This window comes from Frigidibacter albus (assembly GCF_009908165.1).
GTDB classification, from domain to species: domain Bacteria; phylum Pseudomonadota; class Alphaproteobacteria; order Rhodobacterales; family Rhodobacteraceae; genus Frigidibacter; species Frigidibacter albus.
The window spans coordinates 64,748-79,095 of the sequence record NZ_JAAAUC010000005.1 but is presented as its reverse complement, the minus strand read 5'-3'; the positions used below and the strand labels follow the sequence as shown (position 1 = coordinate 79,095).

At 67.4% G+C, this 14,348-nt stretch carries 12 protein-coding genes and 1 pseudogene; 5 read left to right on the top strand and 8 right to left on the bottom strand.

Annotated features, from left to right (window positions below; all coding sequences use genetic code 11):
• Nucleotides 1-13: 13 nt before the first annotated feature.
• Nucleotides 14-412 carry a Rid family detoxifying hydrolase gene (locus GVY41_RS09205; RefSeq protein ID WP_161345695.1) on the top strand — a complete coding sequence of 133 codons (399 nt, stop codon included), beginning with the start codon at nucleotides 14-16 and terminating at the stop codon, nucleotides 410-412.
• An 11-nt stretch (nucleotides 413-423) separates the two neighbouring features.
• Here GVY41_RS09205 and GVY41_RS20345 read toward each other — a convergent pair whose 3' ends face one another.
• The 3 genes from GVY41_RS20345 to GVY41_RS09190 form a co-directional block, all read right to left on the bottom strand.
• Nucleotides 424-759 (bottom strand): serine hydrolase, encoded by a 336-nt coding sequence (locus GVY41_RS20345; RefSeq protein ID WP_229726007.1) that lies wholly within the window; start codon nucleotides 757-759, stop codon nucleotides 424-426.
• A 423-nt stretch (nucleotides 760-1,182) separates the two neighbouring features.
• A complete protein-coding gene (locus tag GVY41_RS09195; RefSeq protein ID WP_161345693.1) occupies nucleotides 1,183-2,367 on the bottom strand; it encodes an MFS transporter in 1,185 nt (394 codons plus the stop codon).
• Between the two features lie 64 nt (nucleotides 2,368-2,431).
• On the bottom strand, nucleotides 2,432-3,442 hold the full coding sequence (locus GVY41_RS09190) for an LLM class oxidoreductase (protein ID WP_161345691.1): 1,011 nt from the start codon (nucleotides 3,440-3,442) through the stop codon (nucleotides 2,432-2,434).
• 106 nt (nucleotides 3,443-3,548) lie between these two features.
• Here GVY41_RS09190 and GVY41_RS09185 point away from each other — a divergent pair, with 106 nt between their 5' ends.
• Nucleotides 3,549-4,472 carry a LysR substrate-binding domain-containing protein gene (locus GVY41_RS09185; RefSeq protein ID WP_161345689.1) on the top strand — a complete coding sequence of 308 codons (924 nt, stop codon included), beginning with the start codon at nucleotides 3,549-3,551 and terminating at the stop codon, nucleotides 4,470-4,472.
• 411 nt (nucleotides 4,473-4,883) lie between these two features.
• Here GVY41_RS09185 and GVY41_RS09175 read toward each other — a convergent pair whose 3' ends face one another.
• The 3 genes from GVY41_RS09175 to GVY41_RS09165 form a co-directional block, all read right to left on the bottom strand.
• On the bottom strand, nucleotides 4,884-6,944 hold the full coding sequence (locus GVY41_RS09175) for a prolyl oligopeptidase family serine peptidase (RefSeq protein ID WP_161345687.1): 2,061 nt from the start codon (nucleotides 6,942-6,944) through the stop codon (nucleotides 4,884-4,886).
• A gap of 220 nt (nucleotides 6,945-7,164) precedes the next feature.
• Nucleotides 7,165-7,764 carry a TetR/AcrR family transcriptional regulator gene (locus GVY41_RS09170; protein WP_161345685.1) on the bottom strand — a complete coding sequence of 200 codons (600 nt, stop codon included), beginning with the start codon at nucleotides 7,762-7,764 and terminating at the stop codon, nucleotides 7,165-7,167.
• Nucleotides 7,765-7,893: 129 nt separating this feature from the next.
• Complete coding sequence (locus GVY41_RS09165) at nucleotides 7,894-8,121, bottom strand: hypothetical protein (protein ID WP_161345683.1); 228 nt, start codon at nucleotides 8,119-8,121, stop codon at nucleotides 7,894-7,896.
• Nucleotides 8,122-8,507: 386 nt separating this feature from the next.
• Between GVY41_RS09165 and ampC the strand changes: the two genes are divergently transcribed.
• The 3 genes from ampC to GVY41_RS20600 all read left to right on the top strand — a co-directional run bounded on the left by ampC (nucleotide 8,508) and on the right by GVY41_RS20600 (nucleotide 11,544).
• The gene (gene ampC, locus GVY41_RS09160) at nucleotides 8,508-9,656 is read left to right on the top strand and encodes a class C beta-lactamase (RefSeq protein ID WP_161345681.1); all 1,149 of its coding nucleotides are present in this window, start codon (nucleotides 8,508-8,510) and stop codon (nucleotides 9,654-9,656) included.
• A 347-nt stretch (nucleotides 9,657-10,003) separates the two neighbouring features.
• The gene (locus GVY41_RS09155; RefSeq protein ID WP_308421082.1) at nucleotides 10,004-10,645 is read left to right on the top strand and encodes a response regulator transcription factor; all 642 of its coding nucleotides are present in this window, start codon (nucleotides 10,004-10,006) and stop codon (nucleotides 10,643-10,645) included.
• A gap of 35 nt (nucleotides 10,646-10,680) precedes the next feature.
• Nucleotides 10,681-11,544, top strand: coding sequence for a histidine kinase dimerization/phospho-acceptor domain-containing protein (locus GVY41_RS20600; RefSeq protein WP_229726006.1), 864 nt, complete (start codon nucleotides 10,681-10,683; stop codon nucleotides 11,542-11,544).
• A 58-nt stretch (nucleotides 11,545-11,602) separates the two neighbouring features.
• Here GVY41_RS20600 and GVY41_RS20530 read toward each other — a convergent pair.
• Both GVY41_RS20530 and GVY41_RS20525 read right to left on the bottom strand, forming a co-directional pair.
• Nucleotides 11,603-12,706 (bottom strand): annotated as a pseudogene (locus GVY41_RS20530) (efflux RND transporter permease subunit); the annotation flags it as partial.
• Nucleotides 12,618-14,216, bottom strand: a complete 1,599-nt coding sequence (locus tag GVY41_RS20525) for an efflux RND transporter permease subunit (RefSeq protein WP_161345677.1) — start codon at nucleotides 14,214-14,216, stop codon at nucleotides 12,618-12,620. The pseudogene GVY41_RS20530 and the gene GVY41_RS20525, both read right to left, overlap by 89 nt.
• Between the last annotated feature and the right edge of the window lie 132 nt (nucleotides 14,217-14,348).

The window sequence follows — 14,348 nt, the reverse complement described above, 5'->3', positions numbered from 1 at the left end:
TGAAGAGGCCTCCATGACCGTGATCGCCACCCCCGACGCCCCCCGCGCCCTCGGACCGTATTCGCAAGGGCGCACCTATGGCGAGCTGTTGTTCACCGCAGGCCAGATCGGGCTGATCCCGGCGACGATGGCCCTTGCTGAAGGTCCGGAGGCTCAGATTCGGCAGGTACTTGCCAATATCCGCGCAATCGTCACCGCAGCCGGAGGTAATACGGACAGCATCCTGAAGCTGACAGTCTACCTGCTGGATCTTGCTCATTGGCCGCTGGTCAACGATGCGATTGAGGCAGAGTTCTCCGCCCCTTACCCCGCCCGCACCGCCGTGGGCGTGGCCAGCCTGCCCCTTGGCGGGATGGTCGAAATCGAGGCGGTGGCGGCCATTGCCCGGCCTGAACCCTGCCCCGCGAATTGACCGCAGCAGCCTCAGCGCGCCGTGATCTCGGCCACCATCGCGGCACCGATCCGTGCGACGGCTGTGTTGCGCGCGTCCATGTCTGCGTTGTTGCCGGTCAGGTAGACGGCAGCCAACCACGGATCGCCCGCTGGCGTACGAAGCACAGCAACGATGGACCGCGAGCCAATGTCGCCCGCGCCGGACTTGTCTCCGATGGTCCAGCCCTCGGGCAGGCTTGCGCGGGTACCGCGCAGATGCGGTGACGTCAGTCGCGCAGAGGACCAAGATGAGGCGGAGATGCCGCCATCGACCGCGTCTATGCAGTCGAGGATCTCCCGGGCTTTGCCTTCCCGGACCAGCTGCATGGCTGTCTTGCCGAACCCGGGCAGCGGCGTTGCTCGGTACCATGCCTAGGCCAACAGTTCAGAGCCGAACCGCGGCTGAACCTTTGCCAGACCTCGACGAGGTCATGCAACCGACGCTGGGTTTCGTCCTTCGCGATGTCTTTTTGCCCCTGCAGCGCCCCGGATCCGAGGCCCAGTACCTGCGCCATCTCCACCTCGGAAGTGTGCAGGTCGACGGCGATCCCCTTTGGATCGATGAGTCCGCCCGCGGTGTGTCGGGTGATGTCCAGGACGTGCCCTCAAGCAACATCACCAAGTTGCCAATAGAATCTTCCCCTTTCAAGCACCGAGGCACAGGCCGGTCAAGCATGTCACGGTCGCTGAGGGCAGGCTCGACATGACAATGTCCGCCGAGGCCCCTGTTCCGCAGGGGCCTCGGCATGTTCACGCCGCTCGGCACTCGGCCACCGGCAGATGCCGGCGGTTCCGGCTCAGCCAGCCCGACACCATTGCGAGGACAAGCGCTCCTGCCGACAGGATGGCTCCGGCCCAGTTGGGCGCGGCATAGCCGAAGCCGCCGGCGATCACCGCGCCGCCGGCCCAGGCGCCGATGGCATTGCCGAGGTTGAAGAGGCCGATATTGACCGCCGAGGCGAGGTTGGGCGCGCCGGCTGCCCTTGCATTGTCCGTCACCAGCTTCTGGATCGGCGCGACCGTCGCAAAGCCGAACATCGCCATCAGGAAGATGCAGATCGCCGAGGCGACCTGGTTGCTCGCGAGCAGCGAGAAGGCCAGCAGGACGACGGCCTGCGCGGCGAGCGACACATAGAGCAGCGGCATCAGCGCCCTGTCCGCCAGCCGGCCCCCGAGGATGTTGCCGACGAAGAGGCCAAGCCCGAACAGCGACAGCAGCCAGGTCACGGCACCTTCGCCATAGCCGGCCACCTCGGTCATCATCGGGGCAATGTAGGTGATCGAGGTGAAGAAAGCCGCCGGGCCGAGGATGGTGATCCCCATCGCCAGCAGGACGTGGACATCGGCGAAGGCCGCCAGCTCCTTGCGCAGCCGCGGCGGATCCTGAGGCCGGGCGCGGGGCACCAGACACAGGACTCCGACGATGGCGATGACCCCGATGGCGGTGATCGCGGCGAAGGTTGCGCGCCACGACACTTCCTGTGCCAGCCAGGTCCCGGCCGGCGCTCCGATCAGCGTGGCAAGGGTCAGGCCGGTGAACATGAAGGCGATGGCGCTTGTCCGGCGATGCGGGGCGACAAGGTCGGCTGCCATGATCGAGCCGATCCCGAAGAACGCCCCATGCGTCAACGAGGTGATGACGCGTCCGACGAGAGCGATTGCGTAGGTCGGCGCGGTTGCGGTGACGACGCTTCCGATGATGAACAGCACCAGCAGCCAGGCCAACATGGCCTTCCTGGGAATCCTCGCGCCCAGGATGATGGTGATGGGCGCGCCGAAGAAGACGCCGAGCGCATAGCTGGTCGCCATGTTTCCGGCCATGGGAATGGAGATGCCGAACTCCGCCGCGATCCCGGGCAAAAGCCCGGCAATGACGAACTCGGTCGTCCCGATACCGAACGCCGCGATGGCGAGCGCCCAAAGTGCAACAGGCATGAGATGTCCTAACGTGGGTTGAGGGAGGGTCCGTGGATCACGCCGTGATCAAGGCTGCGCCCGGTCAGTCCGCGAACTCTGGCAGGACATGCTCGGCGAATTCCGCCACGGCCTCCGTGAAGGGCCGTTGCAGCGGCTTCATGTGAAGGGCGACATGATTCACGCCTTCGTCCCGCTGCCGCTTCCAATGCGAGATCAGCGCCTTGCGCCCTCCGCGCGTGGTTGCGTGCCGAAGCTCCAGCGGGGCATCGGGATCGGCCAAGAGGTCGAACATGGTGCCATAGCCGAAGGGGCGGAACCTCTCCCCGCTGCCTCTGCGCCATTCGGCGACGACCGAGGCCAGCTTCGCGGGATCGCTGAGGTGCCACAGCCAGCCATCGGTGTTGTTGCCCAGCCAGTCGAAGCTCTGGCCGGCGCGTCCGATGGCGATGATGGGAAGGCGCGGCGCGACGGGTTTGGGCAGCAGGTCGAGCGCCCCGTCCAGAACGCCGTAGAACCGCGAGGCGTGGCGCGGGAAGGACTGTTCGGTCGCGGCACGGATCATCTCCAGCGCGTCCCGGTAGCGGTCAACCCGGTTGCCGATGTCGCTGCCGAAGGCGGCGAATTCCGAGGGCCGGTCGCCGGTAGCGAGGCCGAGCAGGAAGCGCCCGCCGCTCAGCCGGTCGAGGCTGGCTGCCTGCTTGGCCACGATCAGCGGATCGCGGAGCGGCAGCACGATCCCGGCGGTGCCGATCGCGATGCGCCGCGTCCGTGCGGCCAGCCATCCGGCATAGACCATCGGGTCCAGGACCTGCCCGGTATCGCCGAAGCCCGGATCGTAGAACGGCACGTCGCGCAGCCAGATCGCGGCGAAGTCCATCTCGTCGACCAGACGCACCGCCTCTGCGTGGCCCTCGAGCGTCGGCCATGGGGCGAGCGGGTAAGGCTCCAGCGGCGCGACCAGTCCAAACGTCAGGCGACCGGGCTGGAACACGCGGCGGTAACCCGGATGCTCCTGAAGGGACCGAAGATGAGGCGGGCCGGCGATAGGGTGGGCAGGGCTTGAGACCTGCAGTTGCAGCAGGGGGACAGACATGGGCGCGCTCCTTTGAATGGCCGGGGTGTCAGGATCCTCACCTAATGGCCCCGCGCCGGCGGACATATGATTTGTAATTCCGATCAATACGGCCTATTGCGCTCCAATGACCGAACCTGTGGACAGCCTCGCCGCGCTTCGCGCCTTCGTTGCGGCCGCCGATGCGCGCAGCTTCAAGGCGGCCGGTCAGGGGTTGGGTGTCTCCTCCTCGGCGATCGGCAAGTCGGTTGCCAAGCTGGAGCGCCAGCTTTCGACGACGCTGTTCCACCGGACCACGCGCACCATCTCGCTGACCGAAGCCGGCAGCCTGTTCCTGCTGCGGGCCCGCCGCATCCTGCAGGAGCTTGAGGCCGCGCAAGCGGACCTTGCCGAGGTGTCCGGCAGTCCACGGGGGCGCCTGCGGGTGGGTCTGCCCCTGTCCGGGTCGCTGCTGACGGAGGCTCTGGCGGGCTTCATGGCCGCCTATCCGCTTGTCGAGCTGGACCTCGACTACAGCGACCGGCTTGTGGATGTCATCGACGAGGGCTTCGACGTCGTCATCCGCAGCGGCGATACGGGGGACTCGCGCCTGTTGCGCAAGACGCTGCCGCGCTTCGACTGGCACCTCGTCGCCGCGCCGGCCTATGCCCGGACGCACGGCCTGCCGGCAACGCCCCAGGAGCTGCCGGGGCATGTGTGCCTCAGGCAGAAGCTGTCCTCGGGTCTGGTGCTGCCCTGGCTGTTCCACTCCGCTCCGGGGCTCGAGGTTCCAGTCAGCCTCAGCTCCAGCGTGATCGACCCCTTGCTCGGGTTGGCCCGCGCGGGCGCGGGCATCGCCTCGCTGCCCGACTTTCTGGTGCGCGACGCGCTTGCAGAAGGCGCGCTGCTGCCTGTCCTTGCCTCTGAGATGGAGCAGGGCGGCGTCCTGACCATGCTGTGGCCAGCCAGTCGCTACCGCGTCCCCAATGTGCGCGTCTTCGTGGACTGGATCGCAGCGCAGCTCCAGCCCCGCACGCAGGGTTCGGGCGGGGCCAGCCCCCGGGGTCGCTGATCCCCAGGGGCCTTCCGGCGCGGCGGCCGCGTCGCGCCTGTCGAAGGGCGCCGGCTGACCCACGGCGCCAAGTGCAGCTTCGAAGACCTTCGCGTTGCGGGCAAGATGCGGGTTGCCCGCAAGCAGCGCGTCCGGGAACCGGTGGTAGACGATCGGCCGATCGGCAGCTTCGGTCAGCGCCGCCCGCAGATCCCGCCCGGTAACCTCGTCCCCGCGATCTTGATCGTTCGTCCGGCAAAGGCGGGGCGGTCTGTGAACCCGGATCGCGGGACCGCCCGAGAGATCCCCGCGGAAAAGCTGAACGCCGCGCGCGGCCAGAGCCTTGGCCGCTTCGCCGTCGGGGTCGCGGACCAGCGCCCGCACCTTCCAGGCGACGCCAAGAAAGCAGCAGCCCGCGCCGCGCCCTCTCCCTCAGTCGGGCATTGCCACTTCCAGCCCCGTCCATTCGGCGGCAAAGGCCCAGATGTCGGCGATCTCTTCGATCACCTTGGTCATCGGCTTGCCCGCCCCGTGGCCTGCCCGGGTCTCGACGCGCAGCAGGTGCGGGCGCGGGCCGAGATCTGCGGCCTGCAGGGTCGCCACATACTTGAATGAATGCGCCGGGACGACGCGGTTGTCCGTGTCCGCCGTAGTGGCGAGAATGGCGGGGTATGGCGTCCCCTCGCGGACCGTGTGCAGGGGCGAGTAGGCCAGCAGGGTGCGGAACTCCTCCTCCACCGCGGGGCTGCCATATTCCTGCACCCACATGCTGCCGCTGGTGAAACGGTCGAAGCGCAGCATGTCCATCACACCGACACCCGGCAGCGCCGCCGCGAACAGGTCTGGCCGCTGGTTGACCACCGCGCCGACCAGCAGGCCGCCATTCGACTCGCCGTGGATGGCCAGACCGTCCTGCGAGGTGATGCCTTCGGCCTTCAGGTACTCTCCGGCGGCGATGAAGTCGTCGAAGACGTTCTGCTTGTTGCCCCGCCGCCCGGCATGGTGCCAGGCGCTGCCATATTCGCTGCCGCCCCGGATATTGGCCACGACATAGGCGCCGCCCTGCTCGACCCAGGCCATCGCGGCGGGCGAGTAATAGGGCACCATGCTGATCGCGAAGCCGCCATAGGCATACAGCATGGTCGGCGCGGGCCCGGTCACATCCTTGCGGCGCACGACGAACAGCGGCACCCGCGTTCCGTCCTTCGAAGTATAGAAGTGCGGCTCTACCGCGATCTGGTCCAGATCGAGCGCGACATCGGGTTCGGCCCAGACCGCCGTGCGGTTCCCGGCCACCTCCAGCCGGTGGATCGTCAGCGGCGCGTCATAGCTGGTGAAGGCGAAGAAGGCCTCGTCGTCGCCCGCCTTGCCGTGAAACGCGCCGGTCGTTCCGGGGCCGGGCAGATCCACCAGACCTTCGGGGGTTCCGTCCAGCCGGTAACGCTCCACCCGGGTCCGGGCATCGACCATGTAGGACAGGACGATCCGGTCGCCGAGCACCGCGGCCGAGCCTTCGCGCAGGACGGCGTCCTTCTCGGGGATCAGCTCGACAAAGGCAGGCTCCGACTCCGCCAGATCGATCGTCATCACCTTGCCACGCGGCGCGTCCTTCTGCGTCGACAGGAACAGCTTGCTGCCGACATTGCCAAGGACGGTCCAGCTGTCATCGAAGCTTTCGATGATGGTCCGCGCCGTCCGGTCCTCCGAGGACAGGTCGGTGACCGTCAGCCCGGCCCCCCCGGTCAGCGCCGATGTGTAGACCAGCAGATAGCGCCCGTCCGGCGTGACATCGACGGTATGCACCAGCGACTTGCCCGGGGACGGCGCGTGGATCAGCGCGTCCTCCGCCTGCGGCGTGCCCAGCCGGTGGAAATACACTGCGTGGCCGTCGATCGCGGCGTCGAAGGTGGCACCGGCCTCGGGCTCGGGGAAGCGCGAGTAGAAGAAGCCCGAGCCGTCTGCATTCCAGGCGATGTTGGTGAAACGCGCCCATTCGACGGTGTCCTCAAGGATCTCTCCCGTGGCCGTGTCCATCACCCGCAGCGTCCGCCAGTCCGTGCCGCCCTCCTGCAGCGCGAAGGCCAGATGCGCCCCGTCGGCGGAGGGGGCCCATTCTGCCAGGGCCGTCGTGCCGTCTTCCGCCAGGCTGTTCGGATCGATCAGGACGCGATCTGCGCCCTCTACCCCGTCACGGACGAAAAGCTGCGCCTGATTGTCGAGGCCGCTGTTGCGGGTGAAGAAATAGCTGCTGCCGCGCTTCACCGGCGGCGTCAGGCTTGCATGGTCGAAGAGGGTCGTCAGGCGCTGCCGAAACACGTCGCGCCCCGCCAGCCCCGCAAGATAGGGTGCCGACAGCGCGTTCTGCGCCGTGATCCAGTCGGCAACCTCGGGGTCGCGTCGCGGGTCGTTCTCAAGCCAGCGGAAGGGATCGGCAATCGTCTGGCCGAAATGCGTGTCGGCCGTGTCGGTGGGACGGGTCACGGGATAGGTCATCGGGGTCTCCTCTTGGGCCATTGCGGGGCCGACTGACAGCAGCAGGGCCAGAAGGCCCAGGCGCAGGGTCGGCGTCGGCAGTGCCCGGTGGGCCGGGTTCGGGCTTCGCAGCGCGCGATGAGGGGCCCGCCCGGACAGCCGGGGGTTGGTGAATGCCACTTTTGTCTCTCCGTCTGTGGGGTCTTGCCGGTTCGTGGTCCGGCTGCGGAGGCCGCCGCGGCTAAGCGACGGGATCGCAGATGGGCAGAATGCAGGCGGTTCGGATGGCCGCCGCAATCCGGGTGGTGACCTCGGGAAGGTCCATATGCAGGCCGTTGTTGATGACGGCCACGCTGATGTCTTCATCCACCAGACGCATTGCCGCCATGGCTGCTGCCGCACAAAGCCTGACCTCGAAGTCGCCGGGCGAACGGGACGCCCGCTCGGCGAAGACAGACGCAAGCTGCAGCTCTGCCTCGTGGCACGCCATCAGCCAGGCCGAGCGGAGCGCCGGTTCGCGGTGCAGGATGGCGAGGATCCGAATCGCGGCAATGCCGTCACGGATGTCATCCTCGTCGGCGACGAAAGCTGTCATCGCGCTTGCCAGATAGGCCTCGAGACTGACGGTCCTGGGCCAGTCGCGCAGCAATCCGACGAAGCGCAGTTCGCCGACCATCAGCACCGGCTCGACGCAGGCCTCCTTGGACCGGAAGTACCGCCAGACCGTCCGCTTCGAGATCCCCGCCGCGGCCGCGATATCGTCGCCGCTGGTCGCGTCGAAGCCATTCGTCCAGAACAGCCGGGCCGCATGACGGGACACGGCAAGACGCGCCTCCTCCATCCTGGGTCCGTTGATGGCTGCCTCCCTGCTGACGGGCATCTGCTTCTGTGCTTTCTAAGTACTGAAACCGGCGGGCATGATCCACACCCATTTCAACCCTGCAAGCGCGGGCGGCGGAACGCTTGGGCGTCAGTCGTCGTCCTGCCGGTCCCGGCTCTCGCGCATCTTCTGCGCGTTCAGCGCCAGTTCCGAATTGATGCGGGCCTGCTCCAGAAACAGCAGGTGCTCCTGATCGCGGCGCTCCTGCTGCTGCATCATGCATCTCGTATGCGCCGGCGAGCCGTAGCGCGCGCCCATCGTCGAGCACGCGCCCTGATCCTCTTGCGCGTTGACGGCGGTTTGCTGGGCGGGCGACATGCAGCCAGCCAGTGTCAGGGCAAGGAGGCCAACAACGCTGATCGGAAGGCATGTTCGAAGGCCGTATCGGTGGTGGTGAGCGTTCATCGGGAGAAGTCCTGTTCAGTTGGGGCCGGGTGCGGCCGAGCGGCATTGATGCCGCATGACCGATATGTCACTAAGTGCCATTACCAAGTGACACTTAGTGACAGTCAATTCAAGCCCCAAAAGCCGGCGCGGAGCCGGCGCTTGGGGATATCCGCTCACCCTGCCCGGAAATGCCGATGCTCCGCCGATGCCTGCGTCGCAATGGGGCGTGGGGTTTGCGCAGCGCTGGTCCCGCCACTACTCCAAAGCCCAACACTTGGACGGATGCTTGATCCGAAACGTGAAGAGGCGGAGAAACCATGAAAATCGCGACGGGCCTTGTGGTCACCCTGATGGCCACTGCGGCCCATTCCAACGGCCTGGACGATGCGTCGTTCCAGCGACTTGCCGCAGAGGCCTTCGCCGGTGTCATTGCCGAGCATGACATTCCCGGCCTTGCCATCGGCGTGACGCTGGAGGGGAGGCAGTACATCTACACCCACGGCCTCGCGTCGCGCGAAGGAGAGGTTCCGGTCACCCGGGACACGCTGTTCGAGCTCGGCTCTATCAGCAAGCTGTTCAACGTCACCCTGGCCGCGCTTGCCGAGCAGGAGGGGGCGCTGTCGCTGGAAGATCCCGTCTCGGCCCATGTGCCGCAAACGGCGGGCAGCGCCTTCGACCGCATCACGCTGGCTGACCTTGCCGCGAATGCGACGGGCGGCCTGCCGCTTCAGGTGCCCGAGGAGATCGGCAGCGATGCCGAGCTGATGGACTATCTTGCGGGCTGGAACCCCGCCGGTGATCCGCAAGCCACGCGGTCCTACTCGAATGTCGGCATCGGGCTTCTGGGCAAGATCGTGGGCGAGCGCACGCGCGGCTCCTATGAAACTGCCATGACGGACCATCTTCTGCCCCGGCTCGGGCTGCGCAGCACCTTTGTCACCGTCCCGCAAGAGGCCGAGGACCGCTATGCCTTCGGCTATTCCAAAACCGACAGCCCGGTCCGCGTCACCCCCGGGATGCTGGATGCCGAGGCCTATGGGATCAAGTCCTCGGTCAGCGACATGACGCGGTTTCTGGACGCGCATCTGGGGAATGTCCCGCTCGACGCGCCGCTGTCGCGTGCCCTGGCCCGCACGCAGGTGGCGCAGCATGACACCGCGCATTTCGCCCAGGCGATGATCTGGGAGGCGTATTCCTGGCCGGTGGACGCTGCCGCGCTTGAGGCGGGGAACAGCAGCGACATGGCGCTGAGCCCGCAGCCGATGACCCGCCGCGAGGCACCACCGGAAGGGCCGGTCTACTTCAACAAGACCGGAGCCACGAACGGCTTTGGCGGCTACGTGGCGCTGCTGCCGGAGGCAGACCTCGGCGTTGTCGTTCTCGCAAACCGCAACTACCCCAACGCCGCCCGCGCCGCAGCGACGGTCAAGCTGGTCACCGGGCTGCTCGCCGAAGCCAAGGACTGAGAAGCCAGGGACTGACCGGAGCAGGCCGGGACAGCTGGCCGCGCCGTCAGGACGATTGCCGCTGCGAGTGATCTGCCGCTGCGGCTCTTTCTGGGTGCGCGGGCCGAGCGGCGGCTCTGACTGTCTATCCGCCGCCAGCGCCCGCATATCGCACGCCCTTCGCACGGATCGCCACGCACGGTGTGTGCCGGCGTCTGGCGGATGGGGCCGTCAAGTAACATAACTCCGCGCCTTTTCTTCTCGGTATCTCCTATGCCGTTCCGATCAACGGGGGTGTCATGAGCGATATATGCGAAATACTCATCGTGGAGGACGGCGTGGAGATCGCAGCGTTGCTCGCGCAATAGTTGCGGGACGCCGGGATGCAGGTGCGGATCGCGGGCGACGGGTGGGCGATGGCGGCGGAACTGCGGCGTCAGCCTGCCGATTTGGTCATCCTCGACATCATGCTGCCGGGGGAGGACGGGCTGACCCTGTGCCGCCGCCTGCGGGCCGAGACCACCATGCCCATCATCATGCTGACCGCTATGGGCGACGAAACCGACCGGATCGTCGGGCTGGAAATCGGTGCAGACGACTACATCACCAAGCCGTTCAGCGCCCGCGAGGTGCTGGCGCGGGTGCGCGGCCTGCTGCGCCGCGCCACCTACGCCCCGGGCACCCATGCACCCCGCCCCCTGTTCTTCGAAGGATGGAAGATCGACCCGATCCGGCGGCAGGTCCTCAGTCCCGACAATGCCCGCGTGACGATGACGACGCCAGAGTTCGACCTGCTGCTGGCCTTCTGCCACAACCCGGGCCGCATCCTGACGCGCGAGGAGCTGCTGTCGCTCAGCCATACCGGGCTGGCGGGGCCGGTGGAGCGGACGGTCGATGTCCATGTCAGCCGCCTTCGCCAGAAAGTCGAGGCAGATCCGAAGGAGCCTCGCCTTGTGATGACGGTTCGCCTTGGCGGCTATGTCTTCACACCGGAGGTGACGGAGGCATGATCCGCAGGCTTTGGCCGGAAACGATCCGCGGCCAGATGATGGCCATCGTCCTTGGCGGCATTGTTCTGGTAGCGGTCATCGGCAAGTTCAGCGAGGAGATGCTGAAGCGCCAGCGTGGCGGGATCATGGGGATCGAGGAGTTCAGTTTGTCCGTCTCGACCGCTGCGCGTCTGCTGGCCGCGAAATCGCCGGAGCTGCGCGCGGGCGAACTCGCGGCCTGGCATGCGGCGGGAGTCGATGTCGCGCTGATCGAAAGCCGGACGCTGCAGCTTGACTCCCCCTCCTGGGAAACGGCGTGGGTTCTGACCCCGGGTATGGAGTTCTTGCCGGAGGGCTTCGCGTCGGCCCGGATCAAGGACGATCCGGTCCTGATCTTCAGGCTGGACGAGGATCAGGTGCTGCTTTTCCCTGACATCCCGCAATACCTGCTGGGCATTGAGGTCATCTCCTACATCCTCGCGCTCGTCGTGCTGTTCGCGGCCTTTTCGGCGCTTGCCGTGCGCGGGATCGCAGGTCCGGCGCGGCGCATGGCTGACGCGCTCAGCGGGACCGACAGGTTCCTCGCCAGCGGCCGGCCCTTCCGGGTCGAGGGGCCGCGCGAGTTGCGCGCCCTCGCCCATGTGCTGAACGACTTGCGCGACCTGATCCGGCGGCTGCTGGAATCCCGGAACTCCATGCTGCGCAGCGTCAGCCATGATCTGCGCACCCCGTTGACCCGGCTGCAGCTCCGGACCGAGCGGATCGAGGATGTGGCCCTGCGTGCTTCGGTGCAAAATGACATCGCCCAGATGGATGCGATGATCGAGACCACACTCGACTACCTGCGGGACGGCAACGCGCCCCTGACATTCGAGCGTTGCGATCTGGGAAGCATCCTGACCACGATCTGCGACGACTGATCGAGTTCTTGGTCGTGATCCCCATCAGCATCAGGATGCCGATGACCACCGGAAGCGAGACTGGCACTGCCGCGACCCACAGCACCAGCCCGACACCGCAGAGCGACAGCGGCAGCGCGGCAAGCACGGTCAGGGGGGCGAGGACGCTGCCGAACAGCAAGATCAACACGACGGCGACCGCCGTGATACCCGCGCCCATTGCGACGGCGAAGGCAGTGAAGGTGTCGGACTGGTTCTCGGAATCACCGGTATTCGCCAGCCCGATACCGGAGGGGAAGCCGTCATAGGCTCCAAGCCAGGCCATCCCGTCGCTGGGGGCGAAGCCGGGGGCCATGTCGGTCCCGACCTCGATCTGGCGCATCTGCTGGACGCGCCGGATGCTGGCCGTCTGTTCCCCGGTTTCCACGGACGCCACCGCCGCCAGCGGGATCGTCCCGCCCTCCGGCAGGGGCACGGCCAGACGCTCGATGACGGCCATCTCGCCGCGGGCCTCGGGGGCGAGGCGGGCGCGGATTGGGATGCGGCGCGGTCCGTCAAGAAAGACCGGCAGATCGGCGGAGGGCATGCCGGTGGCAGACAGGCGGATCGTCTCGGCCACGGTGTCGGCCGAGATCCCCAGATCCGCATCGCGGTCGCGGTCCGGCACGATCCGCAGCACCGGCTTCGGGCCCGGCATGTCCGAGCCGGGCGACAGGAACATCGGTTCGGCCTGCATCGCCTCGATCAGGCGCAGCGCCGCGGTCGAGGTTGCCTCGCCATCGCGGCCGCGGATGCCCGCGGACACCTCGCGCCCGCCGCCGTCGCGCAACAGGTCGAACCGGGCGCCGGGGATCGTCAGCGCCGTGGCCAGACTGGCGCGCAACTCGGAGACCGGGGCGCGATGGTGGCGGTCGGTGAAGCCCACGGTCAGCGTCGCATAGCGAGGATCGGCCAGCCCGGTCGGGCTTTGCCCTGCATGGACCAGCACCGCGCGCACCTCCGGCACGGCCTTCAGCGCCGCGGTCGCCGCCAGCGCGACCTGCTCTGTCTCGGCCAATGTCGCGCCCGGCGGCAGCTCCATGGCGACGGTCGTGCTACCGGCGTCCATCTCCGGCAGGAAGATCGCCGGGGCAGAGGCGAGCAACACGAGCCCCGCCACAAAACTTGCCGCTGCCAGCCCCATCGTTGTCCACCGCCAGCGGACGGCCAAGGGCCACGATGCGCCGGAAGGCGGGCAGGTCATGCTCCTCTGCCGGGCTGTCCTTGAGGAAGCGCGCGGCGAGAATCGGCGTAAACAGCCGCGCCACCAGCAGCGAGAAGAACACCGCGATGGCGACGGTCAGGCCGAACTGGCGGAAATACTGGCCGATGGTGCCCTCCATTAGCCCCACCGGCAGGAACACCGCGATGATCGTCGCCGAGATAGCAACCACGGCGAGCCCGATCTCGTCGGAGGCGTCGATGGCGGCCCGCCAGGCGCTTTTGCCCATGTGGCGGTGGCGGGCGATATTCTCGATCTCGACAATCGCATCGTCCACGAGGATGCCGGTCACCAGCGTGATCGCCAGCGTCGACACGATGTTGAGCGAGAAGCCGAGTTGCTGGATGACGAAAAAGGTCGGGATCACCGACAAGGGAAGCGCGAGCGCGACGATCAGCGTCGCCCGCCAGTCACGCAGGAACAGGCAGACCACGATGATCGCCAGGGCCGCGCCTTCGGCCAGGGTATACATCGCGGCGGTGCAATTGCCGGTGGTGAGAGCGACGGTCTCGGCAACCAGAGTGAAATCGCCGTCGAGCCCCGCCAGCACGCGCTCCACCGCGCGCCCGGCCTCGAGGTCCGAGGCGGTCCGCGCGGGGTAGACCGCAATCCCCACTGCCTCGCGCCCGTCGAGCAGCGCAGAGCTGCGCCGGTCCCCGGTGCCGTCCTCGATGCGCGCAACGTCGCGCAGCCGGATATGCGGGGTCACCGCGATGTCGCCGAGGTCCGCAAAACTTGCGGCGGTGTCGATCCGCAAGGCGCTGTCGCGGCCCCCGGCCTGCGACGTGCCGACGGCGCTGTCGATGTGCTGGCTGGCCAGCGCGGCCGCGACTCCGGCAGCGGTCAGGCCGAAGGACTCCAACCGCGCGGGGTCCAGCAGGATCTCGATCTCGCGCTCGGCCCCGCCCATGCGGTCGACCCGGCGAACCTGCGGCAATTCCTGCGGGCGGCGGATCACGGTGTCATCGACATGCCAGGTCAGCTCTACCGTGCTCATGCCGGGAACCTCGACCGCATAGGTCAGGATCGGGGCATCCTCCTGCTCCACCCGCTGGATGACGGGCGTCTCCGCCTCGGGCGGGAGGTCGACCGCCGAGACGGCGTCGCGCACTTCGGCCACTGCGCGGTCCACCGGGACCGAGGTGGCAAATTCCACCTCGATGACGGCGCGACCCTCCTCGATCGCCGTCTCCATCCCGTCGAGACCTGCCAGCGAGGACAGGCCATCCTCGATCGGCATCGCGATCTCGGTCTCGATCTGGTCGGGAGCGGCATCGTCCAGCGTCAACGTGACGCTGACCTTCGGCACGTCCATCCGCGGATAGGTCGTGACCGGCAGCCGCTGGAACCCCCAGAGGCCGACGCCCATGAGGATCGCGAACAGCAAGATCGGTGCCAGCGGCTTGCGGATTGCCCATGCTGAGATCTTCATGGCAGCGACGCCTGCGACTGCGACTGCGGTATCAGGATCTCGCCGCTGGCGAAGGCCCCCGCGACGGCCTCGCCGTCAAGCGAGATGCGAACATGGCCGAGCCGGGTGTCAGGGTCGACGCTTCCCCCGATG

Coding starts and splice junctions, on each gene's coding strand:
- GVY41_RS09205 (WP_161345695.1), top strand. CDS start 14: ATGACCGTGATCGCCACCCCCGACGCCCCCCGCGCCCTCGGACCGTAT.
- GVY41_RS20345 (WP_229726007.1), bottom strand. CDS start 759: ATGCAGCTGGTCCGGGAAGGCAAAGCCCGGGAGATCCTCGACTGCATA.
- GVY41_RS09195 (WP_161345693.1), bottom strand. CDS start 2,367: ATGCCTGTTGCACTTTGGGCGCTCGCCATCGCGGCGTTCGGTATCGGG.
- GVY41_RS09190 (WP_161345691.1), bottom strand. CDS start 3,442: ATGTCTGTCCCCCTGCTGCAACTGCAGGTCTCAAGCCCTGCCCACCCT.
- GVY41_RS09185 (WP_161345689.1), top strand. CDS start 3,549: ATGACCGAACCTGTGGACAGCCTCGCCGCGCTTCGCGCCTTCGTTGCG.
- GVY41_RS09175 (WP_161345687.1), bottom strand. CDS start 6,944: ATGACCTATCCCGTGACCCGTCCCACCGACACGGCCGACACGCATTTC.
- GVY41_RS09170 (WP_161345685.1), bottom strand. CDS start 7,764: ATGGAGGAGGCGCGTCTTGCCGTGTCCCGTCATGCGGCCCGGCTGTTC.
- GVY41_RS09165 (WP_161345683.1), bottom strand. CDS start 8,121: ATGTCGCCCGCCCAGCAAACCGCCGTCAACGCGCAAGAGGATCAGGGC.
- ampC (WP_161345681.1), top strand. CDS start 8,508: ATGAAAATCGCGACGGGCCTTGTGGTCACCCTGATGGCCACTGCGGCC.
- GVY41_RS20600 (WP_229726006.1), top strand. CDS start 10,681: ATGATGGCCATCGTCCTTGGCGGCATTGTTCTGGTAGCGGTCATCGGC.
- GVY41_RS20525 (WP_161345677.1), bottom strand. CDS start 14,216: ATGAAGATCTCAGCATGGGCAATCCGCAAGCCGCTGGCACCGATCTTG.